Source organism: Listeria grayi DSM 20601, assembly GCF_000148995.1.
Classification (GTDB): Bacteria; Bacillota; Bacilli; order Lactobacillales; family Listeriaceae; genus Listeria; species Listeria grayi.
This window is the reverse complement of the sequence record NZ_GL538353.1, coordinates 362308-385386: the sequence shown is the minus strand read 5'-3', so window position 1 is coordinate 385386 and position 23079 is coordinate 362308. Positions and strand designations below refer to the sequence as shown.

At 42.0% G+C, this 23079-nt stretch carries 24 protein-coding genes and 1 other annotated feature; of the genes, 8 read left to right on the top strand and 16 right to left on the bottom strand.

The genetic code is table 11. The features are described from left to right. Window positions 1–120 precede the first annotated feature (120 nt). Entirely contained in the window at window positions 121–1167 is a 1047-nt protein-coding gene (locus HMPREF0556_RS09325) for a lactonase family protein (RefSeq protein WP_003757946.1), read from the top strand. A 43-nt stretch (window positions 1168–1210) separates the two neighbouring features. Here the strand turns inward: HMPREF0556_RS09325 and HMPREF0556_RS09320 are convergent, their stop codons facing one another. Continuing rightward, complete coding sequence (locus HMPREF0556_RS09320) at window positions 1211–1948, bottom strand: tyrosine-protein phosphatase (protein ID WP_003757945.1); 738 nt, start codon at window positions 1946–1948, stop codon at window positions 1211–1213. Window positions 1949–2054: 106 nt separating this feature from the next. Here HMPREF0556_RS09320 and HMPREF0556_RS09315 point away from each other — a divergent pair, with 106 nt between their 5' ends. Beyond that, complete coding sequence (locus tag HMPREF0556_RS09315; RefSeq protein ID WP_040486706.1) at window positions 2055–2636, top strand: FUSC family protein; 582 nt, start codon at window positions 2055–2057, stop codon at window positions 2634–2636. A gap of 56 nt (window positions 2637–2692) precedes the next feature. Here the strand turns inward: HMPREF0556_RS09315 and HMPREF0556_RS09310 are convergent, their stop codons facing one another. Beyond that, entirely contained in the window at window positions 2693–3448 is a 756-nt protein-coding gene (locus HMPREF0556_RS09310) for an alpha/beta hydrolase (RefSeq protein ID WP_003757941.1), read from the bottom strand. A 247-nt stretch (window positions 3449–3695) separates the two neighbouring features. Between HMPREF0556_RS09310 and HMPREF0556_RS09305 the strand changes: the two genes are divergently transcribed. Continuing rightward, the gene (locus HMPREF0556_RS09305) at window positions 3696–4934 is read left to right on the top strand and encodes a sugar ABC transporter substrate-binding protein (RefSeq protein WP_003757940.1); all 1239 of its coding nucleotides are present in this window, start codon (window positions 3696–3698) and stop codon (window positions 4932–4934) included. Window positions 4935–4976: 42 nt separating this feature from the next. On the opposite strand, the gene proS is transcribed toward HMPREF0556_RS09305, so the two are convergent. The 3 genes from proS to HMPREF0556_RS09290 all read right to left on the bottom strand — a co-directional run bounded on the left by proS (window position 4977) and on the right by HMPREF0556_RS09290 (window position 8636). Next, on the bottom strand, window positions 4977–6413 hold the full coding sequence (gene proS, locus HMPREF0556_RS09300) for a proline--tRNA ligase (RefSeq protein ID WP_036108050.1): 1437 nt from the start codon (window positions 6411–6413) through the stop codon (window positions 4977–4979). A 39-nt stretch (window positions 6414–6452) separates the two neighbouring features. Further along, window positions 6453–6650: a binding site (T-box leader), on the bottom strand. Next, a complete protein-coding gene (locus HMPREF0556_RS09295) occupies window positions 6635–8074 on the bottom strand; it encodes a DHA2 family efflux MFS transporter permease subunit (RefSeq protein ID WP_003757936.1) in 1440 nt (479 codons plus the stop codon). It overlaps the preceding feature by 16 nt. Before the next feature lie 130 nt (window positions 8075–8204). Then, window positions 8205–8636, bottom strand: coding sequence for a universal stress protein (locus HMPREF0556_RS09290; protein WP_003757934.1), 432 nt, complete (start codon window positions 8634–8636; stop codon window positions 8205–8207). Window positions 8637–8782: 146 nt separating this feature from the next. Here HMPREF0556_RS09290 and HMPREF0556_RS09285 point away from each other — a divergent pair, with 146 nt between their 5' ends. Next, window positions 8783–9238 carry a MarR family transcriptional regulator gene (locus tag HMPREF0556_RS09285; protein WP_003757930.1) on the top strand — a complete coding sequence of 152 codons (456 nt, stop codon included), beginning with the start codon at window positions 8783–8785 and terminating at the stop codon, window positions 9236–9238. Between the two features lie 6 nt (window positions 9239–9244). Then, window positions 9245–9604 (top strand): Lin0512 family protein, encoded by a 360-nt coding sequence (locus HMPREF0556_RS09280; protein WP_003757928.1) that lies wholly within the window; start codon window positions 9245–9247, stop codon window positions 9602–9604. Window positions 9605–9643: 39 nt separating this feature from the next. Here the strand turns inward: HMPREF0556_RS09280 and HMPREF0556_RS09275 are convergent, their stop codons facing one another. The 11 genes from HMPREF0556_RS09275 to aldA form a co-directional block, all read right to left on the bottom strand. Then, window positions 9644–10579 carry a ribose-phosphate diphosphokinase gene (locus tag HMPREF0556_RS09275; RefSeq protein ID WP_003757926.1) on the bottom strand — a complete coding sequence of 312 codons (936 nt, stop codon included), beginning with the start codon at window positions 10577–10579 and terminating at the stop codon, window positions 9644–9646. Window positions 10580–10804: 225 nt separating this feature from the next. Then, complete coding sequence (gene aroD, locus HMPREF0556_RS09270; RefSeq protein ID WP_003757924.1) at window positions 10805–11560, bottom strand: type I 3-dehydroquinate dehydratase; 756 nt, start codon at window positions 11558–11560, stop codon at window positions 10805–10807. Window positions 11561–11577: 17 nt separating this feature from the next. Then, window positions 11578–12273 carry an NUDIX domain-containing protein gene (locus HMPREF0556_RS09265; protein WP_003757922.1) on the bottom strand — a complete coding sequence of 232 codons (696 nt, stop codon included), beginning with the start codon at window positions 12271–12273 and terminating at the stop codon, window positions 11578–11580. Between the two features lie 169 nt (window positions 12274–12442). Next, entirely contained in the window at window positions 12443–12709 is a 267-nt protein-coding gene (locus HMPREF0556_RS09260; RefSeq protein WP_003757920.1) for a hypothetical protein, read from the bottom strand. A gap of 1 nt (window position 12710) precedes the next feature. Next, entirely contained in the window at window positions 12711–13079 is a 369-nt protein-coding gene (locus tag HMPREF0556_RS09255; protein WP_003757919.1) for a hypothetical protein, read from the bottom strand. Further along, window positions 13079–14329, bottom strand: coding sequence for a lipase family protein (locus HMPREF0556_RS09250; RefSeq protein WP_003757917.1), 1251 nt, complete (start codon window positions 14327–14329; stop codon window positions 13079–13081). Before HMPREF0556_RS09250 ends, HMPREF0556_RS09255 begins: the two co-directional genes overlap by 1 nt. After that, window positions 14322–14723, bottom strand: coding sequence for a DUF1310 family protein (locus HMPREF0556_RS09245; RefSeq protein WP_003757915.1), 402 nt, complete (start codon window positions 14721–14723; stop codon window positions 14322–14324). The genes HMPREF0556_RS09250 and HMPREF0556_RS09245 overlap by 8 nt, the downstream gene beginning before the upstream one ends. A 239-nt stretch (window positions 14724–14962) precedes the next feature. Next, on the bottom strand, window positions 14963–15541 hold the full coding sequence (locus tag HMPREF0556_RS09240; RefSeq protein WP_003757912.1) for a nitroreductase family protein: 579 nt from the start codon (window positions 15539–15541) through the stop codon (window positions 14963–14965). 21 nt (window positions 15542–15562) lie between these two features. Beyond that, a complete protein-coding gene (gene isdG, locus HMPREF0556_RS09235; RefSeq protein ID WP_040486705.1) occupies window positions 15563–15931 on the bottom strand; it encodes a heme oxygenase IsdG in 369 nt (122 codons plus the stop codon). A 133-nt stretch (window positions 15932–16064) separates the two neighbouring features. Then, complete coding sequence (rlmN, locus tag HMPREF0556_RS09230) at window positions 16065–17168, bottom strand: dual-specificity RNA methyltransferase RlmN (RefSeq protein WP_003757909.1); 1104 nt, start codon at window positions 17166–17168, stop codon at window positions 16065–16067. A gap of 91 nt (window positions 17169–17259) precedes the next feature. Then, the gene (gene aldA, locus HMPREF0556_RS09225; protein ID WP_003757907.1) at window positions 17260–18687 is read right to left on the bottom strand and encodes an aldehyde dehydrogenase; all 1428 of its coding nucleotides are present in this window, start codon (window positions 18685–18687) and stop codon (window positions 17260–17262) included. Between the two features lie 130 nt (window positions 18688–18817). On the opposite strand from aldA, the gene HMPREF0556_RS09220 reads away from it, so the two are divergent. From HMPREF0556_RS09220 to HMPREF0556_RS09210, 3 genes are read left to right on the top strand one after another with little or no spacing between them, the layout of a single operon-like run. Next, a complete protein-coding gene (locus HMPREF0556_RS09220) occupies window positions 18818–19765 on the top strand; it encodes an AAA family ATPase (protein WP_003757906.1) in 948 nt (315 codons plus the stop codon). 6 nt (window positions 19766–19771) lie between these two features. Further along, window positions 19772–20884 (top strand): DUF58 domain-containing protein, encoded by a 1113-nt coding sequence (locus tag HMPREF0556_RS09215; RefSeq protein WP_003757905.1) that lies wholly within the window; start codon window positions 19772–19774, stop codon window positions 20882–20884. Beyond that, window positions 20877–23024: a transglutaminase TgpA family protein gene (locus HMPREF0556_RS09210; protein ID WP_003757904.1), complete on the top strand. Its 2148-nt coding sequence runs from the start codon at window positions 20877–20879 to the stop codon at window positions 23022–23024. The genes HMPREF0556_RS09215 and HMPREF0556_RS09210 overlap by 8 nt, the downstream gene beginning before the upstream one ends. Window positions 23025–23079 lie beyond the last annotated feature (55 nt).

Here is a 23079-nt window from a genome sequence, read left to right as displayed (position 1 = left end):
AAATATTTCATTATCCGTGTTTTGAGTAACTATCTAGTAACAATTGCGTATGCTTATTATTATCTTAGTGCATATGCTATAATGAATACGTTAACATTTATTGATTAGGAGGAATTTTGAATGGCAAATAAAGAAGCAACTGCATATATCGGGACCTATACAAAGGCAGAAAGCCAAGGTATTTATCGTCTCGTAGTCAACACCTCGACAGGCGAAATAAAAGAAAATAAATTAGCTGGGAAAGTAAACAACCCAACTTATTTAAAAATCAGCAATGACGAAAAACTGGTTTTTTCCGTTGCCAAAGACAATGACAATGGCGGTGTAGCGTCATTTTCCATTCAAGAAGATGGCACATTGCAATTCATCAATCAAGTGCTTGGAGCAGGTAGTCCTCCTTGTTACGTCGATCTTTCCGATGACAATCAGCGTCTAGTATCCGCCAACTATCACTTAGGAACGATTGTTTCCTATCCTGTTTTGGATGATGGCACTATTCAAACAGAAACCTCTGTTGTCCAACATAAAGGTAGCAGCGTGCACGAACGTCAAGAAAAGCCACATGCTCATTTTGCCGGTTATTCTCCGGATGGTAAACACGTGATCACTTGCGACTTAGGTACTGACCGAGTAACCACCTATTCGATCGAAGACGGTAAATTAGTAGAAGTATCTGAACTGGCCGTGACTCCCGGAAGTGGACCACGTCACTTGGACTTCCATCCGAACAAAAAATTTGTTTATATCATGACCGAACTTACTGCTGAAGTTATCGCAGCAGAATACAATGCGGATACGGGAAGCATCATTGCCTTCCAAACAGTTGCTTCCCTACCGGAAGATTTCACTGGCGCAAACACTGGCAGTGCGATCCATGTCTCGCCAAACGGAAAATTCTTATATGTTTCCAACCGCGGCCATGATTCGATCACTAGCTTTTCAATCGATCCGGATTCCGGTAAGCTAACCAAAATAGAGACTGTTTCTGTAGAAGGAAAAGGACCGCGTGATTTCGATCTTAATTTCACCGGCGAGATTTTACTTGCAGCAAACGAAAACACGAATAATGTCACTGTTTTCCAAGTAAATCAAGAAACTGGCGCATTGAAACTTCTGCAAAAAGAAGTAAAAGTTCCTGAACCAGTTTGTGTTAAATTCTTAAAATAAAAACTAAAAAAGTTATGCGGTTGATCCGCATAACTTTTTTTATTTACACTAAATATAATTGCTGCATTTCCCTAGTAAAATCTTTGGGCAGTTGCAAGCCATTTTGGAGATAACCCTCAAACCCGCCATAATGCTTTTGCACGAGCTGCTGCGCATATTCTAAAAAGCTCGGCTGAACGGTTAGCAGTGTTTCCAAGTCCCCACGGTCGAATACTTGATAAGTCGCCAAGATCTGCTGAATGATCCCGTCATTTGCTTTTTTACGCGCTGCATTGGTTGCTAAATAGTCAGCCATGATCGCTTCTGGCGGAACATCGAGCATTTTCAAGATCAGCGCTGCACCGATCCCAGTGCGGTCTTTTCCAGCAAAACAATGAAACACCAGTGGAACGTTCGCTTTTTCTACTACGATCTCAAAAAATGCTTGATATCCTTTTAAAGCTGACTCAGAAATGATCAGTTCCTCATAAATATTCTCCATTCGTTTTTCCGCTGAGCTTTTGCCGTTCATCAAGTCTTCAAAACTAGCCGTATTACCGTTGCTGCTGCTCATAATGTCGATGGCCGTATATGTTGCTCCCGTTACCACATCATCCGGTTTTTCCAAACGCTCACTCTCACTTCGAAAATCTACAATCCTTTTAAGCTGCAATTCACTCTCCAAATAATGTTTATCGGTTGGCGACAAATCGCATAATTCCCCGCTTCGGAACAACTTACCTGAAACTACTGTCTTTCCGGCATTATTTTGGACATTTCCTAAATCACGAAAATTAATCATTTTTAGCACTCCTTTGAAGTTTTACGTCGTAATTTCTGCTTTATACCATTTTACTATTAAAAAATGGTAAAATAAAACCATATTATAAATTTGAAGGATGTATGCTATGAAACATTTCCATTTTCGCCTAGGAATGCGCACGACAAAAACAGGTATCGCTGTCTTGCTCTGCATTTTGATCTATCATTTTTTTGATCGGCAGTATACGATGATCGCTGCCTTATCAGCGGTTTTCGCATTGCGAGAAGATATCAGCGCTACTTTTACATTCGGCAAAGCACGTATCTTAGGAAATACGCTCGGAGCAGTCGGTGCGATTATTTTTGCGCTGATCAGCCAGTATTTTCACTATAATTTCTGGATAGAACTATTTCTTATTCCGTTGCTCGTCATCGGGATCATCGTTCTTTTCGATGGTTTGGATTATAATGCCGGAATCATCGGTTCGGTGGCGACTTTGCTCATCATCATCTACACGATCCCTCATGGGCAGTCGGTTCTCTATGCGTTCCAGCGCTTGCTTGATACAGTTATCGGAGTGGCAGTTGCGATTATTGTCAACCGCGTGATCAAAACACCGAAGCCCAAAAAAGAACAAGAGATCACTTCCAAAGAAACCGAACTAGAAGAAGAATTAACTTCCCTTGAAAAGCAAAAAGAAGCCCTCAAAAAAAGTTCTTCAGATTAAAAGATGTTCTATGAGGAAAGCATCTTCCATAAGCAAGCAGCTTCCCTCATGGTTTATCAATGATGAAGATATTGTTTGATCTCCGAGAAGACATGTTCAAAATTAGGATACCAGAAATCCCAATCATGTTCTCCGTCACTTTCATAAAACTCGTAGTTCCCCCACTTTGCTTCTGCCAATTCTTGGAAGCGTTTATTATCCTCATATAAATAATCTTGTCTTCCGCAATATTGCTTCATCGCCGGCAAAGTCACATTGTCATCTGTTTGACGCAATAAATGGAAGAGGTTATTTTCAGATGATTCAAATTCGGAAATCGATCCAAAGATCCACTGAAACTCCTCTTCGCGTTCCGGCATCCGTTTCCGCATATCCGTTATATCGACTGCTGGGGAAAGCGCCCAGGCAGCTTTGATTTTATGGGGATAACGGAGCGCCCATTTCAAAGCCGCATACCCTCCCATGGAAAGCCCGGCCACAAAAGTATCTTCTGGTTTATCGCTGATTCGATACCATTGTTTTAATTTTTGTGGAAGCTCTTGGCTTACAAATGTCCAATATTTTCCACCTTGCTTCATATCTGTATAATAACTTCGGTGAACTTGCGGCATGACCACTGCAACCGGCATCTCATTCACATATTTCATTAGCGGACTATGCAGCAGATAGCCGTTATGATCGTCGGTCAATCCATGTAAGAGGTATAACACTGGAATAGCTTTTTCTCCGCTGACATTATCTGGCAACCACACGTTTAATTCGATATGCAGCGCTAAACTATCGGAAAATATCCGTAAAGATGAAACTGCCATTCTCTCCACTCCTTCTACTATATTTCTAGCATTTAATTTTTATTTTAATCCAAAGAAATGGAAAATACTAATTTTTAACCTTTCTATCGAAACGTTTTTATTGATGACTAAACTATAAACAGTATTTTACCCGTTCACCTCAAAACAAAAACCTTATTTTCATGAAATAAAACACTTGTAAACGATTACAAAATAGATTATAATAATTTTATCGAAACGTTTCTATTAAATAATTGGAGGGGAAATAATGAAAGGCGCAAAAAAGATTTGGGCATTAGTATTTGTTTTAACTTTAGCACTAGTACTTGGAGCATGTGGTTCAAGCGGCGGCAATTCTTCTAATAGTAAAGTATTAACAGTTTGGGCAATGGGAGATGAGGCGAAACAACTTCCCGACCTAGTCAAAGATTTTGAAAAAGAATCGGGGATCAAAGTAAAGATTCAAGCTATTCCTTGGTCCAATGCACATGATAAACTACTAACAGCAGTTGCTTCTAAATCAGGCCCTGATGTTGTCCAAATGGGAGCAACTTGGATGCCAGAATTTGTTAAAGCTGGGGCTTTGATGGATATCACGAAAGAAACAGAGAAAAAAGCAGCGCTTAACGAAGATAAATTTTACCCTGCATCAATCAAAACTGTAAAATATGATGATAAGATGTATGGTGTTCCTTGGTATGCTGATACACGTGTATTATACTATCGCACAGACCTATTGAAAAAAGTCGGTTATGATAAGGCTCCTGCTACTTGGGAAGAATTGCATGATGCTGGTAAAAAACTAGCGGATCGTGGCAAAGATATGTATGGCTTTAGTCTAGATGGCAAAGAGCAAACCATTGGCTTTATGTATGGAAAACAAAATGGTTCGCCGCTATTAAAAGATGGTAAACCTGTATTCAACCAAAAACCTTTCGTTGATGCTGTGAAATATATGGATTCTTTCTTTAAAGACGGAATTTCACCAAAAGAAGATCTAGGTTTAGATATCTCACAAAGCTTTGGCGGTGACGGCGTTGTCCCAATGTTCGTCAGTGGTCCATGGATGGTCAAAACGATCCAAGAAACTGTTCCTGATGTCAAAGGCAAATGGGCGACTAGTGTCCTTCCAAAAGGCAAAAACAACAACTCTCCATTTGGCGGCGCGAACTTGAGTGTCTTCAATTATAGCAAGAATAAAACCAATGCAGTTAAATTCTTAGAATATATGAGTAAACCTGATGTACAATTAAAATGGATGAAGATGACTACTTCCTTGCCAACTGGTCAAAAAGCATGGGAAGACAAATCTTTGAAAGAAAATCAATTCTACAAAACATTCGGTGAACAAATCAAACATGCAGAACCTTCCTTGCAAGTACCGCAATATGAAGAATTAGCACAAAGCTTCTTGAAAAACTTTGAGCAGATCTATCGCGGTGGCGCAAATGTACAAAAACAAATGGATAAATACAATCAAGAAGCAACTTCGATCCTCAAAAAATAAGGAAGATCGAAAAAGCGCTGTGTCACGTGACACAGCGCTTTTTTAATATGCTCTTGCAAAATGGATCAAACTTACCGCCGGTTTCCCGCAATGTGGACAGGTTTTGCCAGTAAGGTCTTTTTCTTCGTCTGTAAATGCCATACAACGAGCCGTTGCGGTCGTTTCTGTCTTGATGGCCTCTTCGCAACTTTCTTCCCCGCAATGCGGAGTAACAGCAAATCCGCCCGCTTTGATTTTACGGGTAAATTCTTCGGCTGACTCCGTATACAGAGTATTGGCTTCATTGCGACTTTTCGCTTGTTCAAACAAATTCCGTTGGATCGTCTCAAGCAGTTCCGTTACATACGCTTCTAATCCTTCCATTGCTACCGCCGTTTTTTCACCCGTATCACGGCGCACGACGATCACTTGTCCCGCTTCCATATCGCGTGGTCCCATTTCGATCCGAATAGGAATCCCTTTCATTTCAGATTCATTGAATTTCCAGCCAGGTTGCTTATCGGACAAATCGATCTTCGTGCGAATCCCCTTTTCTTGCAAACGTGCCAAAATGCTTTCTCCTGCTGCGATCACACCTTCTTTGTGCTGAGCGATCGGTACGATGATGACTTGGATAGGCGCGATTCGTGGTGGCAACATCAAACCGCGGTCATCACCATGCACCATGATGAGTGCACCGATCGTACGCGTCGTTATTCCCCATGAGGACTGGTATACCGGCGTATCGATACCTTCCCGGTTGGTAAACTCGATTCCAAAAGCACTGGAGAAGACATCGCCTAAATCATGAGAAGTTGCGATCTGCAGTGCTTTGCCATCATACATCAATGTTTCTAATGTATAAGTCTCGCGCGCACCGGCAAATCTTTCGCGCGCCGTTTTCCGGCCTTTGACAACAGGGATCGCCAGCAGCTCTTCGCAGACAGCTGTATATAGATCCAAAATCGCCATCACTTCTTCTTGCGCTTCTTCATGAGTCTCATGACAGGTATGTCCTTCCTGCCAGAGAAATTCTGTCGTACGCAAAAAGGGACGCGTATTTTTCTCAAGCCGGACAACATTCGCCCACTGATTATAACGCTTTGGTAAATCGCGGTGGGAGTGGATGATCTCTTTAAAATGTTCGGCAAATAATACTTCTGATGTCGGTCTGATCGCCAGACGTTCGGCTAGTTTTTCTTCCCCTGTTTCAGTGATCCAGGCAAGCTCCGGCGCAAAACCTTCCACATGCTCGGCTTCTTGCTTTAGTTTTCCTTCAGGGATCAAGAGTGGCATATAGACATTTTCATGCCCAGTCGCCTTCAAGTGCCGGTCGATATACTGCTGGATCCCTTCCCACAAGGCATAGCCTGTCGGCCGAATGACCATGCAACCTTTCACGCTGGAATAAGAAGCAAGTTCAGCTTTCAGCACGACATCCGTATACCATTGTGCGAAATCTTCTTCTCTTTTCGTTATTGCTTTGACAAAATCTTTCATCTTTTTTCCTCCTTTTTTATACAAAAAAAGCATTACTTCGATAGGGACCATTTCTGGCGGTACCACCCTATTTCAAAGCAATGCTTTACTCTCAGATCATGATAACGGTATGAAAACCGTGCATAATAGGCAAACTAAAAGGTAGGTTCAAAACAGTTTGTCAGGAGAGTTCTCAGCTTATCTCTCTTCTCTGTGTGACAGCACCTATTTTTACTGATCCTTTATCTTGGTTTTAATGTTTTTTCAGAATGTGCGCGCTTAATGAAAAGCGACAATACTAGCGCCACCGTTGCAATCGCTAAGCCGAAGAAAAAGGCTTGGTGAATGCCGTGAACAAGTGACAAACTGATTTCTTGTGGACTTGTGCTTCCCGCAGTCTTCATATAGGCTTTTTGGCCAGCCGTCATGATCGTGATCGCAATAGCTGTCCCCGTTGCTCCGGAAACCTGCTGTAAGGTATTCATAACAGCTGTTCCATCTGGATATAACTGGATCGGCAATTGGTTCAGCCCATTAGTCTGTGCAGGCATCATTACCATCGAGATCCCGATCATCAGTCCACTATGCAGCAGAATGATCGTCGTGATAGAGGTATTCACGTCTAAGAATAAAAAGCCGACCATCATACCAGCAGAAATGATACAACCAGGGATCGCTAATACGCGTGGACCAAATGCGTCGAACAAGCGACCTGTGATTGGTGAAAGCAACCCATTGATAACACCACCGGGAAGCAACACGAGTCCAGCGCTAAACGCAGCTAAGCCAATTCCTGCTTTCAGATAAAGCGGCAATAAGATCATCGTCGATAAAATCATCATAAACGCACAGAAAACAAGCAGTAATCCGGTCGTAAACATCGGATAGCGGAAAACACGCAGATCAAGCAACGGTTTTGGCATTTTCAACTGACGGATCGTGAAGAGGATCAAACTAATGACACCAATCGCGATCGATAAGATCACGATCCAACTGCCCCAGCCGTCTTCCCCTGCACTACTAAATCCATAAACGATCCCACCAAATCCGATCGTAGATAAAATAATCGATAAAACATCAATACGCGGCTTCGTTATCTCAGAGACGTTTTGCATAAAACGAATCCCAAAAAGAAGTGCGATCACTAAAAACGGTAGTGATATCCAGAAGATCCAGTTCCAAGTCAGATTTTCAACAATAAGCCCGGAAACAGTTGGTCCAATTGCCGGTGCAAATGTAATGACCAGACCGATGGTTCCCATTGCGGAACCCCTTTTATGTTCTGGAAAAATCAACAAGATCGTATTGAACATCAATGGAAGCAATAGCGACGTACCTACTGCTTGAACGACTCTTCCGATCAAAAGCATCGTAAATGTAGGCGAAAGTGCCGCTATCAGCGTTCCAACGATAGAAAAGCTGACAGATGCTATAAAAAGCGCTCTCGTGGTAAACCAACGGATCAACAATCCGGAGATCGGGACCAAAATACCAAGCGTCAATAAATAGGCGGTCGTGAGCCATTGGACTGTGGCAGAAGTAATATGGAAAAATTGAATAAGTTCTGTTAACGCCATATTGAGTGCTGTCTCACTAAACAAACCAATGAAGCCAGCGATCAAAAATGAAGCAACAATCAAGACAGGTTTTAGCTGCTCTTGTCCTTGCGAATGTTCTTTCAACTATTCGCCCCCCTTTTCTTTAGACCTTTAGATAGTCTTGTTTCGATAATACGAGAATTTCCAGCTATTGTCAATTTTCCGATTCGCGAAAAAAAGCCCCACCAAAGATTTGGAGGGCTTTACTGGGTTGTCACCGAACGATCAGCGTATCGCATCTTGCCTGTCTGGTCACAAAGGTAGAAACACTTCCTACAAGCAGTTTTTCGATTCGATTCAAACCGGTCGCCCCGACAACGATCAGGTCAGCTTGAAATTCCGCTGGGATATCAATTGCGATCAGCGTCTTCGGATTACCACTTTCTATATAATATCTGATTTCTTTAACGCCTTTTGCCTTCGCATTCTGTGCTAATTCCATCACTTTCTCTTTCAAATTCTGCTGCTCTTGATCCTCGATGCTGCCTTCAAATGATATACTTGGCGAAAAGCTGCGTACATCCACCACACTGACGATTCCCAGCACACTTTCATATTTGATCGCCAGTTCGACCGCTTCGTTAAATGCGCGGTCGGCTTCTTCCGATCCATCTACCGCTACTAAGATTCGATTATATTTTCCCATTTAACTCACCCTCTCTTTTCTTTCTATTTTCCCATACCCGAAATGAAAAAAGATATGCAAAAATCATCCAGATTATTCCCAACTTCCGGAAGCCTGAAAAAAATTTTATGGTATACTGTATTCATTGAAGAAAAAGGAGAAAGCTTATGGATAAAGAACAACTAAATCAGCAAATCGCATTATTCTATTTCGGCTATCGCACCTTTACAGAAACGGCGGATTTGATCATCGCCAAACATCAGCTCAAACGCCTGCATCACCGAATTTTATTTTTCACTGCCCGGATGCCCGGTCTGACGATCCACGATCTGCTTATGTTTCTCGAGATATCCAAACAAGCCTTACATAAGCCGCTTGCAGAACTTCGGGAACGGGAATTGATCCGTATCGAAGAGGGACAAGACGACCGCCGCAACCGCTGTTTATTCCTGACCGCTGCTGGGAATAGACTGGAGAGAGAACTCGGGATAGCCCAGCAAAAGCAAATGGAACAGATTTTTAATGAAATTGGCGGAGATGCAGCCGCTTCTTTCAAACAAGTCATGGAAGCCTATGCGGCAAATCGGCCGGGCACCAGTTATATCAAAGACTTTAAGGAGTGAGTAAACTTGGAAAAACTTTTATTTATCCAAACGGGATTTGGCGTTGACGTCCACGGTCAAAATATCACTAAGGCCGCAGAACGCGCTGTTCGTAATGCGATTTTCACAAATTCGATGCCTGGAATTGAAGGCCTTCTTCCTGATAATGACCTGAACAATATGGAAGTAAGGATCAAACTAGCACTTCCTTGTGATGAAGAAAAGCTTGATCATGAAAAAATCAAAGCAATCATTCCCTACGGCACCGTTACAATCGAAACAATGCCTGGCGGGATGCTGACAACAAGCGGAATCTTTTTAGAAGATAAAGAGGACGTCAATGATCTGATGTATATCGTGAATGCCTCTGTAGAAACCGGCTATTAACAAAAAAATCCAACCTTAGCAGGCTGGATTTTTTATTGCTTAAAATAACGGGTGCAGCGAATGATTTTCCTGTACACCGTGAATCGCTCGTCCTAAGATCTCGCTGATCGAGATCACTGTCATTTTATCAAGCAAACGAACAGCAGGAATGTCTATCGAGTCCGTGGTTACGATCTCGGAAATCGGCGAGGCATCTAGCACTTGAGCGGCATCTCCTGCCAAAACGGCATGCGTCGCACAAGCGATGACTTTCTCGGCACCTGCTTCTATCAGGACTTGAGCGGAAGTCATGGCACGTACTCCTGTATCAATGATATCATCAATGACGATAGCCACTTTGCCTTCGACGTTGCCGATGATATCCTGGATCTGATCTTCATGAGGGCGCTGTTTGCGATTTAAGATCGCGATAGAAGCGTTCAGTCGATCAGCTACTCTTCTTGCTCTGACGACACCACTATGATCTGGCGCTACCACGACAACATCTTCTTTTCCATAAGCTTCTTTTAAATGTTCGCTGATAAGCGGCAATGCAGAAACGTGGTCGATCGGGATATTGAAAAATCCTTGCAATTGTGCTGCATGGAGATCTACGGTGACTAGGCGTGTCGCTCCAGCTGTTTGAAGCAAATTTGCCAATAATTTTGCTGTGATCGGTTCGCGTGAACGTGCTTTGCGGTCTTGGCGTGAGTAGCCATAATACGGCATAATGATAGTGATCGTTGCAGCCGAAGCTCGTTTTAAAGCATCGATCATGATCAATAATTCCATCAAACGCTCATTGACATTGCTGTTCATTGACTGGATGATATACGCATTAGTCCCGCGCACACTCTCTCCGATATTTATTTTCACTTCGCCATCACTGAACTTCTGCAATTCTACTTCTGCTAACGGCATATCCAAAAACTTGGCGATCTTTACCGCTAGCGGCCGATCCTTGGTTACAGAAAAAAGCCTCATTTGCCCTGACATAGTTATCCCCTTTCAAAACGTTCCTTAAGTATCTACTCTTCTATTATATAGAAGCGAAAAAGGGTTCGCAACTTACAATTAGATTGCAAAAAAAAGCAGCCGACAGTTTACACTGTCGGCTGGCTTCCCTTCTACTGTTTTCCACAAAACATATATGTAGAAGGCGGCAGTGTTTTTCCACTGCTGTAGGCTCATCGCATAACTTGATTCTAGCATGCTTACTGGTTAAAGTAAAGAAGTATCGTGAAATAATTCCAGCAAGCTTCGTAATTGCCCTACTTCTACCTGTCCAGGAGCTGAGGCTTTTTCGAGCGTTCCAAAAGTAAGTACAGAGCCAAACAATTCCCCGGATACACGGCTGATCATTCCTTTATGCCCCATGGAGATCGCAATAAAAGGTCTACCATACTGCTGTTTGAAATGCTCGGCAACGCGGAGAAGCACAAGCACATCTGTACTATTTTTCGGCATCACGGCGATTTTCGGTAGATCAGCTCCTAATTGGACCATTCGCAGTAATCTCGCTGTAAGTTCATCTGCAGATGGTGTTTTTTCAAAATCATGACTAGAGAGAATAATGCGTGTTGCTGTATGTTTAACTGCTGCTAATAGCGTTTCCAGATCCGGCTGTGTGAGCTCGACGTCAACCATGTCGATCGTCCCCCACGTTGATGCTGAACGTATAACTGCTGCATAATCCGCATCCGAGATTTCTAGTGTCCCACCTTCTCTTTTGGTTCGGACAGTAAAGATCACCGGGATCTGTAGCCGCTCACGAAGTAGTGCTGCCGCTTTTTTTACGGCTCCCTCGTTCAGTAGATCTGTGAAAAAATCGGCACGCCATTCTACGACGTCTACTTGCTGTTCTGTTGCTAGCGTCGCTTCCTCCAGCAATTCTTCCACTGTATCCCCCATGATCGGTACACAAATCTTGGGCAGACCACTGCCAAAAGCCGTTTCTCTAATTGTGAGTGTCTCCATCTTTTTTCCTCCAAGACTTAATAAAAAATACTTCCCGCTTCTGCATCTTGTACAAAATGACAATGATCATCATGTGCTTCAATAAACGGTAAAAAGGCCACATTTTCAATAAAAGCAATTTTGTCTGGTAATACACCAGGTTTTGTACAAGCAGAAAGTCCCTCATACAGCTGCTCGGCTGTGAATGTATCAGGTAGAAAATCACGGATCGCTGTGGTCAGTGAAAACAAATCCGAAATGGCTTGATAAGCTTGTTTTAAAATGGCGATGTGATCAAAAGCGAGTGGCAGTTCCAAAGCTTCTTCGATTGGAAAAAGTTCTGCTTCTGCTGCATCATCAGCTGCTTGATAGGCAGCGATCGCTTCTTCTCTAGCAACCGCGTAAAATGCCTGTGAGATCATCCAGCCGCGCGGATCTCTTCCCGGCGTATCAAAGGTACCGAAAGCTGTCAAAGGAATATCCGTCAGTCCTGTTTCTTCCTCCAATTCCCGAATCGCAGCATCATGCGCCGTTTCCTGTTCCTCCACAAAACCGCCTGGAATCGCCCATTTCCCGCCTTCGATGTTTGCTTTACCTTCTGCATTTTCAGCTGCTCGTTTAATCAGCAAGACTTGTAATTTTCCAGCTTTTATCGTGGTGATCACGATATCGCTCGTATACCCGTCCGGAGTTCGATACTTGCTTGCTTGATAGTTGTTTTGATTCTCTTCCATCGCTATTCACTCCTTTTCTTTTTTATTTTAGCATAAAACGCAGGTTATTTTTATGTATTTGAGAAAGAGCATATCTCATAACCTAAAAATAATCCTAAAGTATGAAACTTTGGAGTATCTGATCATCATTGGAATAAGGAGAATTGCTAGCTTAGTTAAAAGTTTTCAATTAGATATTATCAAAATCTTTATCTATACTTTTAAATGCTTCCTGTGCTTTTTTTACCCACTTCCCCTTAGCAGAAGTGGCAAATTTGTCTAAATAATTCTTGCAATTGCTTTCTAGATCGGCAACGGAGTTTCTTTTTTGTTCCTTGATCAGTAATTTTCTATTTTCGGAAGTCGCATTTGCCTGACTTGCTGTGAATAAATGAATCATCTTTTTTTCTGTATTCTTTTGAATTTCTTTTAAAGAGTCCTCTAAAAATGGAATCATCCTACGTTTCGTTCCTTTCTTTACGCAGTTCTACAAGCTCTGTTTCTCTCGCTTCGATTTGCTTTTTATAGCCGCGTTCTAAATTCTCTTTTTTAATTTCTAACGCTTTAATTTTAGTTTGCACCAAAGCATTCTCTTCGTACTGTGCTTGTTCAAGGATATGATACGCATGTTGCAGAGGTGGAACTGAATCTTTACGGCCTTTTTTAATTGTAAAATGCAAGCGATCGATTGTTTGTTCCAGTTCTTTACGAAAGCGTTGTTTTATCGCAAGCGACATTTCTATATCAGCTTCTATCTTTTTCTTTTCACTACGAAAATTATCCACTTCGTTTTCCATACGAAGTCGTAAAGCTCTTTCCCTTTCCATTAGGCACCTCCGATTTCTGCTGCAAGTTCTTTATCGTTTTCTATTTGTGACTTGATGGCTGCACTAGTTTGCTTAATAAGGGCATCATAATTTTTTTCCATTTTCTTTAAGTTGGCTAACGCTTTTTCATAATCTTCTTTTGGTTTAGTTCGAATATTAGCCTCTGTAACGTTACCTTTTTCAAGAGCGCTTAATATTTCGTTTGTAGAAAGATGTTTTCCGATAATAGCTGCATTTTTTAACGTATCTTGCCATAATTTGTCTGCATTTTCTTTCCCTTTTTGAAAGATTTCCGTCAATGCTTGTATTTCACTTTGAATCGTTAACTTCATCCCTTCTGTAAGAATCAATGCTTCAGAAGCATCTAAATAAATTTTTTCCGCCAAGGAAAGAGAACCCTCCCGTTTTCGGAATTTCTTTTTTAAAAGTTCTAAATTTTTTAACCGATCTCCAGTCAATTGTTTGGCAAGTTTAGCGCTTCCTGATACATCTAGTTTCAGATTACCGTCTTTATCGAATTCATAACCACCCCACATATGTTGATCGGACATACTTCCTGTTGGTTTCCCGTCGATGGTTAATAGCGTTCCGATCGTAGGTTCCCCAGCTCCATAACCAATCGGTATCGAATCTCGCTTGTCGATATAGTTGAAAACGATATGCCTCCCATTCAATGCTTGTACCATTTCTTTTTGCTTTGCTGATAAAGTGGCATAAATATTGGGACCTTGATAGAAATAGGCACCATTTATACGGGATAATTCGCCTTTTTTCAAGTTTTCAAGCGCGTATTGTCCATCCATGGAACCAAGCGAATGCCCATAAATATGGATTTTAGCATTGGGATAATCTTTCAAAACATTATTAAGCGTATCCGAAGAGGATTTTAATTGCGCAGAAACGGCAGACGATTTGCCTGTATTAATTCGAGTAGCAGTTGGAATATCATTTATCCCCCAATCGCAAAACACATCTTTCGAATCACTGAATGTCTTGTCGATACCGGTGGATCCGCGGTAAAGAATGGTGACTTCTTTTACCTTGGAGCGTTCTCGAAAAGAAGCGGTTTTTGGGACGTAGTTGTTGGTGATGATGTAAGATTGTTCGCCTGTTTTTTTGTCGTTGAATTGGGAAACATAGCCAATTTTAGTATTCCCATTATTTATACTAACCTCTTTAGATTGCTGTAATTTGGCATACTCCTTTTTAGCTATTTGGACTCTTTCATCGTCGGTATATGCGTTACTCATTATTGTGCTCCTTTTCAGTTCTACCTAGGCGTTTTGATAATTCATAAGTTAGTACAATTCCATCACCTTTTAGTTTGTCATTTTTTCTTCCTAAATCATATTCAGCAGTTAAATTTTTATCATTATTTATAATTAAAGTTACCATAATTCCGCCCATTGGATTATGATCGATACTACTATAATCAATCTTATACGATTTAATTACACCCTCAGATGTCAATGATTTCGAGTCTATGTTCCTTAACCCATCTTCAAAAACCTCCTTTGCCTCGTCACTCTTCACAACTTTCAACATATCTTCATTCATTTTTTTATGATCCATATATATTTTCCCTCCAATCACTAAAATAAGAAGCAAAACTATCCCGATTGCATATAAAAGAAATTTCTTCATTACTCCATTCACCTCTTATGTAAATTATCATTTTCACCTCATTCTAACATATAGATACGCGAACGAAGTACGAACGATTCATGGAGATTTTATGGCGATTAGAGGATGAAAAAGCACGGATCTTTTATTCTAGATATTGTTTTATAGCAGTATTTTCAACTTTTACATAAGGTTACATAGAGAAATGTGAATTATTTTAATAAAAAAACACCCGCCGAAACGGATGTTTTTATCATTCCTTATTCAATTTCCGTTACCCATTCCTCGATCGGACTGCGCTTTTTCACTTCTGGGACATTGTCTTCCAAAACGCTGAGGTACAATATTCCGATTACTTTGTTTTCATCCGGGATATCCAAGGCACGGGCGAATGCTTTATCAAAAATAAATTTATTTGTTCGCCAGATCATGCCGACTCCTGCTTCCCAAGCTAATAATTGGAAGTTTTGGATAAAGGCGCTCACGGCCGCGATTGCTTCAAAGTCTTTCTTTTCTTCTTCGACTTGCTTTGCTGTAATAATGATGAGGTAAGGGGGTTTTTCTAGTTTTTGTTTGTTTTTTTCAAGCAACTCTTGTTTTTTCTCTGCTGCGATCGTGTCGCCTTGTGTTGCCTCGATACTTTTTCCGATTGCTTGGAGCAGCTTTTCTTTTCCTGATTTTGAGCCGATGATGTAGACATTCCAGGGTTCCTGCTTGCTGTGGAAAGGCGCATATGCTGCTTGTTCCAACAACAGATCTATTTTGGCGCGCTCGATTGGCGCGCTACTCGCACGTTTGATACTTCTTCTTGCTAAGATGGCTTTTGTTGTTTCTGTCACTTTGCTTCCTCCTTTAGGGGATCAGTGGATCTCTTTTTCAATCGGTTCTTGGATATGCACGATGTCATAACGTGCGATGCTATTGCCATGGACGCCTTTGCGCTGTTCTTTTTGTTCGCGCGAATCTTTTGTACGGCCGTGAGCACGTTTGAAAGAGTCGCTCTTTACCCAATTACGCTGTGCTTCTTCGCTGACCCATTTGCTGGTCACGACGACTTCTTCATGGTCTAAACTTTCGTCTGCATTCTTCCAAAGTTCAAACCCTAAGAATCCTTCCACTTCTGCAATATCTTTCGTTGGGGCGCCGTCGCCTAATTCGCCGGTAAATTGTTTGATTACTTGATCTCCAAATCCTTTTTCTACTTTAATAGTATTGGTCACTACGATCATGATTCTCGCCCTCTCTATTTTCAAAATAGTCAAATATATTATCTTATTATATGTGATAATGATTATCATTGTCAATTCTTTGTAAAAAAACAGCTTCTATTCTAATCGTTCCATTAGAATAGAAGCCATGACATCAAGCATTCTCATTGGCAGCAGCCCGGCGCATCCGTTCCCGAATGCCGACACGCTTGATTTGTTTACTTCGCAGTTGACCACAAGCTGCATCGATATCCGTCCCATGTTCGCGACGAACGACACAATTGATGCCGTTTTTCTTCAGCACATGATAAAACGCATTGATCGATTCTTCCGTACTGCGCTCGTAATCGATATGTTCCGCTACAGGGTTGTAGGGGATCATATTGACATAAGCCAGCTGGCTGTATGGTCTGATCAGTTGGGCTAATTCTTCCGCTTCTTTAACATGGTCATTGACATCTTTCAACATAATGTACTCAAATGTTACGCGGCGATTTGTTTTTTCGATGTAATATTCGATTGCTTCCATAAGTGTTTCGATCGAAAACGTCCGGTTGATACGCATGATCTGTGTGCGTAATTCATTATTAGGCGCATGCAAGGAGATCGCAAGGTTGACTTGCAGATCTTCGTCTGCGAATTCTTTGATCTTTGGTGCAAGACCACTTGTCGATACGGTGATATGCCGTGCTCCGATCGCAAGTCCGCTGTCACTGTTGACAACGTGCAGGAAGTTCATCAGATTTTCATAGTTATCGAAGGGTTCACCGATTCCCATGACAACAATATGACTGACCCGTTCGTCGCTGCCTCGGTCATCCAAGTAATATTGCACATTCATGATTTGTTCGACGATTTCGCCAGCTGATAAGTCTCTGCTTTTTTTCAGGATACCACTCGCACAAAATGTACAGCCGATGTTGCAGCCTACTTGGGTGGTCACACACACAGATAGACCGTATTTTTGTTTCATCAGGACGGTCTCGATCAAATTGCCATCTTGTAATTTAAATAAGTATTTGGTTGTACCATCTTTTGATTCTTGGATAATTTCTTTTTCTAATGTTTCCATTACAAAGGACTCTTCTAGCAAAGCAAGCGTCTCTTTTGGAACATTGGTCATTTCCGCAAAGCTTCTTACCCGTTTGCGATATAGCCAATCCCAGATCTGTTTGGCTCTGAACCCTTTTTGATCGCGTTCAACAAGCCAATCCGTTAATTTTTCCAGCGTGATACCATAAATGGAACTTTTTGACATTCTTTTTCCTCATTTCCCAGCATTCATTACTACCAAGATTATAGCTGTTTTTGCCTCAAGTAGCAATGCTTACTTCGATTAGAAAATGCTCCTATTCATAGCGCAAGTAGGCAACTGTCGTTTGTAAAAATTCTTCAAAGCCTTTGCGTCCATCTGCGCCCCCAAGTCCAGATTCGCGGAAGCCGGCATGGAAACCATTGATTGCTTCTTCTGCTTCACAGTTGACATATACTTCGCCAAAGCGGATTTCATTGATACCGCGCATGATCTCGCGATAGTTTTCCGAAAATAGATAGGAAGAAAGCCCGTAGACACTGTCATTGGCCAAGTCGATAACTTCATCAAATGTTTTATACGTCATGATCGGAACGACTGGTCCGAAAATTTCTTCATTCATGATTTCCATGTCTTGTGTCGCGTTGGTAATAATTGTTGGTTCAAAGAAATAACCTTTACCGCGGTCGATCTTATTTCCACCAATTAGAATCTTCGCACCTTCTTTTTCTGCACCAGCAACTAATTCGCTGATATGATCCAGCTGTTCTTTATTGATAATGCTACCGTAATCGGTTTTTTCATCGTAAGGATCGCCAACTTGCAGTTTTTCCATGCTAGCGCGTAATTCTTTGGTAAATGCTTCTGCAACATTTTCATGGACATATACACGTTCCGGACATGTACAAACTTGGCCGCTGTTTTTGATTCTCGCTTGTACGATATAACGGACAGCTTTTTGCAGATCCGCATGTTCGGTTACGATCGTTGGTGCTTTACCACCTAATTCGAGGTTTACTTTTTTGACTGTTTCGGCAGCTGCCTTCATGACTGCTTTCCCAGAACCCGTGCTCCCGGTAATGGAGATCAAATCGATATCTGGATGCTTAGACAGCTGATTCCCTACTTCCGAGCCGCTTCCAACAACGACTTGGAAAAGACCTGTTGGCAGGCTTGTTCTTTGCGTGTATTCGGCGATTTTCAGAGTATTCAGCGGGGACTCATTGCTTGGTTTGATAACGACCGAACAACCTGCAATCAGAGCTGGAATCAGCTTACGCATCAAAACAAAGACCGGTGCATTCCAAGGAAGGATTCCGCCTACAATGCCGATTGGTTTCTTTAAGAAGACGATCATTTCGTCATCGATCTCACTTGGGACTACTTCTGATTCTAAATGATATGCAAAGCCGGCCATATAATCAATGTATTGAATAGAACGTTCTATCTCACCAATTGCTTCTTTAAAAGTTTTCCCTTGTTCTTCTACATAGATTTTTGCTAATTCTTCTTTATTTTCCTCAAGGATCGGTTTTAGTTCTTTCACGATCTCGCTTCTTGCCGCCATTGTTTTTTTCGCCCATTCCTTTTGCGCTTCTTTGGCGCCGGCAATAGCTTCGTTTACATCTTGTTCATTTGATTGAGGCATGGTTTCGATAAATTTTTCTGTCACCGGATTGATCAGCTCTTTCGTCTTATCAGAATGACTTAATACAAATTTACCATTGATATAATTTTCCATCATTTTTAACTTCCTCCTCTATTGTTTCACTCTTTTTTGAGTTCCCCACAAGCATAAAATAAAACTTAATTTACAAGTAAATGGTAATATAGTAGCATTAGTACCATAATAAGCTGGAGAGCGAGGTAAGATAATGGCAAATATAGAAAGAAATCCGATAGAAACGCTTATAAATGAGGTGGAAAAAGCGATTGTCGGGAAACGTGAAACGATCAAATTATGTTTGACCGCTTTTTTAGCCAATGGACATGTTTTATTAGAAGATGTCCCGGGTGTTGGGAAAACGATGCTTGTCCGATCGCTTGCAAAAGCAATGGGGATACGTTTCAAGCGTATTCAGTTTACCCCTGACTTACTTCCAGCAGATGTGACAGGGATCTCCATTTTCAATCCGGAAACGCGTGAATTTGAATTCCGGCCTGGTCCGATCGTTGGCAATATCGTATTAGCCGATGAGATCAATCGTACTTCTCCCCGCACACAAGCTGCTTTACTAGAAGGAATGTCTGAAAACAGCGTCACCGTTGATGGCGTGACTCATTTATTAGAAGATCCGTTTTTCGTCATGGCGACGCAAAATCCAGTCGAATACGAAGGAACTTATCCGCTACCCGAAGCGCAGTTAGACCGTTTCCTGTTGAAACTTGCCATTGGCTATCCGACAGCAGAAGAAGAATTGGAACTACTTACACGTAAAGAGAAGACGGATACGCTTGCTTCTGTGAATGAAGTATTAGACAAAACAGCGATCTTGGCATTAAAAAAACAAGTTCAAGACGTTCATATCAATACCGAATTAAAGCAATACATCATCCAGCTGGTTCAAGAAACAAGAAACCACCCGAAGATCCTGCTCGGTGTAAGTCCGCGGGGGACCCTCGCTTTCATGCAAGCCGTAGCCGCATATGCCCTGATTGAAGGACGCGATTATGCCATTCCGGATGACGTCCAATATCTGGCACCCTTTATCTTTGAACACCGCCTACTCCTTAAAACAGCTTATCGCTTTGAAGCGGCTTCGATTCGTTCAATCGTCGAAGAGATCATAAGCACCGTTCCTATCCAGGCAAAGAAAGGATAATCCGATATGAAAAAGCAAACGCTCCGCTTTATCGGCAGGTGGGTTTTCTGGATCATCGTCTACGGCCTCGTCTGCCTGTTCACATTGTTTCAAGGCGACAAAGCCAGCTGGTTTTTAACTTATTTCATTACATTTATCCTACTATTGCTATTGATCGTCTCGATTTCACCACTGCGCAACTGGCGTATCCAGTATGCTCTCGCACAGCCATATTACGCAGCTGGCGAAACGATCCATGTCCATTTACAGCTACAGCGCAAAATCCCCTTTCTACAAGGTAATTTAAAAATCCAACAGCAGATCCGTTCCAAAACTGACACCAGCGGGTGGCTGGAACAGACTATTTCTCCATTTTTCCGTAAAAAGCTCCTTGTTCCGCTACCTGGCTTCCCTGCAAAACGTGGGCCTGTCGACTTTTCTACAGTCCGGCTGACCACCCGTGATCCTTTCAACTTGATCGCGAAAAGTATCCAGCTCGAAACAACTGAGACGTTGCTAGTGTATCCCGCTTATGAAAAAGCGTTAGCCCTTTCCATTGCTGATTCACTGTCGCAAGGCGAGCAAAATGCGGATCACTGGTCCTTGATGAAAAACGAAAATATCCACGGTCTACGCAAATTCCAAAACGGTGACCGTATCGCGCTGATTGATTGGAAAACTACAGCCAAAAAGAATGAACTTTTTATGAAAGAATACGAAAGTAGCCGCAATGCTGAACTACATGTCTTTTTTCATAATAAACATGCAGTTGATCACGAAACAAGTTTGACTGCCTGCTATTCCTTCGTTCGTCATTTATCGGAGCAAGGTCAGCCGATCGAATTATTGATTCCCACTGAAACTTTTCAACAAGCTGGCGAAGGTAAAGCATTCACCGAAACGATCGCGCATTTATTTGCCAATTTGGAAGCAAAGCCGGCAGATCAAGATTTACTGATTCCTGATGGTCCAACTATCGTCTTTACTCCCGAAATCGATGAAACGATCCAACGTATGCTGGAAAATTATCGTTATCATGATAGTTTAAAAATCGTTACTGCTCAGGGGGATCCCACGCTCCATTCTGATAAAGTCTTGGAACTTGCGGATCTTATAAGAAAGGAGGCGCGCAATGTCTAAACGAATCCTTAGTGGCTGCTTATTGGTATTTGCTTTCCTTTTGATTGCTGAGTGGGTGTATCCTTTTCATGATATCTTGAGAATCGGCGGTAGTTCGTGGACATTGCTGTTTATCGCCAGTTGCTTACTTGGCAGTTTCTTCCAACTGCGTTTTTATATTTCTTTTCCGATTCATTTCGTGTTGGTTTATCTTTTCAGCACTCTAGCGGTGAAAGGTACGAACCCGCTAAGGATCAGTGCTATTTCTACTTTCATAGACAACGTCCGAGATGGGATCGCAGCAATGACGGAATTATCCGCAAAAGCTGTGCCGCCGCTATTTATCTATCTTATTTTCTTAGTGGCATTATGGCTACTTGCCTATATCACGTTTTACTCTATTTTTCGGAAACAACGTGTTTTGAATATTCTTATCATGACATTGCTCTATTTGCTCATCATCAATACATTTACACAATATGACGCTACTTTTGCGATTGTCCGAAGCTGTCTGTTTGGATTTTTGATTCTATATCTCGCTAATTGGCAAGCCAATTTGAGTCCCTCCAGCCATGTCTTTAGCAAACGGATCTTTTATCATCTGGGCATATTCGCGCTATTATTTGCTATTCTTTTTGCAGCGACCCAGCTTCCCACGTATAAGCCCTATTTTGCCGATCCGATTCCGACGCTTAAAAGCAAGTTTGGTCTGCTGGATACAACCAGACAAATTGGCTACAGTGAAGATGATTCACGTCTAGGCGGTCCTTTAGAGAATGATAGTACTGAGGTCTTTCAAGTTCAGACTGAAAGTGCCCATTATTATCGCGTGGAAGCAAAATGGCAGTATACAGGAAAAGGCTGGGAAACGCCGAAAGCAGAAAAAACAAAGCCGCTTTCATCACAGACTGATTTTCCTATCGACCTGAATGACCGTTATGATACGAAAGCGAAAGAACAAATAGATATTGAATTCACTGCATCTAACGGTTATATTGCTTATCCATATGGTACGGACAAACTCCAAAGCGGTGCAAGTGATATACGCTACCAGCCCGCTGGCGACAAACTCACCACTGAAAATGGCATCAAGAAGTATCACATCGAACTGGAACCCCCTGTTTATGATATTCCTACGATGCAAAAAGCAAAGATGGATCAGCTCAACAAACAATTTCTCGCCCAGTATACCCAACTGCCCCGCGAACTGCCGAAACGAGTCAAGCGGTTAGCGGAAAAGGTGACTGCTGGTGAAAAAACAGCTTATGATAAAGCCAAGGCAATCGAGACTTATTTAAACAGCGGTGGACGTTTCACCTATAGTATCGAAAATGCGGATGTCACAGATCGCGGTAAAGACTATGTCGATCAATTCTTGTTCGACACAAAAATTGGCTACTGCGATAATTTTTCAACAGCCATGGTCGTGATGCTTCGTTCCTTAGGCATCCCTGCTCGTTGGGCGAAAGGCTTCAACAGTGGTACAATGATTGACGATGTTGAAATGACCTATCAGATCACGAACGATAACGCTCATTCATGGCCGGAAGTCTATTTTCCCGGTACTGGCTGGGTTCCCTTTGAGCCAACGACGACATTCAGCAATCCGGAAACTTTTACCGAGGCGCAAACTGAAGCTCCTGAGCAATCAGCCGATTCTACTAATGACAGTGAGGCTGATACTGAGACACCAGCGGAAAAACCGGATACGGCTACACCAAATCAGCAAAAGCAGGAACAACAAAAACAATCTAAAAAAGAGACTGCAAAATCGAAAACAACCTCTTCGAATGACCATTCCATTCTTTTATGGATAAGCACGATCACAGCGATCATCTTGCTCCTTTTAGCAATAGTCGCCTTCCTATTCCGGCGCCAGTTCACTGTATGGCGATTGAAACGCCAGTTAGAAAAAGAAGCGATCACTTTCACTGCCGCTTATGAACGACTACTTCATACATTGACAACAAGCCAGACAAAGCGTCAGTCTTCAGAAACGCTGCGTCAATTCGCTCAGCGCTTCAGCATGATAGACGGTCTAGCTGTATTAACACAGCGGTATGAACAGCTTACTTACGGAAATAGCTCAGAAAATATCATTTCTTCTGAAGAAAAAGCCTTGTTCTTGGGTATTCTTGCTAAGCTACCTTATAAAGTCTAAAAAAGCGCCCTGCTCCAAACATGATCTGTTTAGAGCAGGACGCTTTTTTATTTTA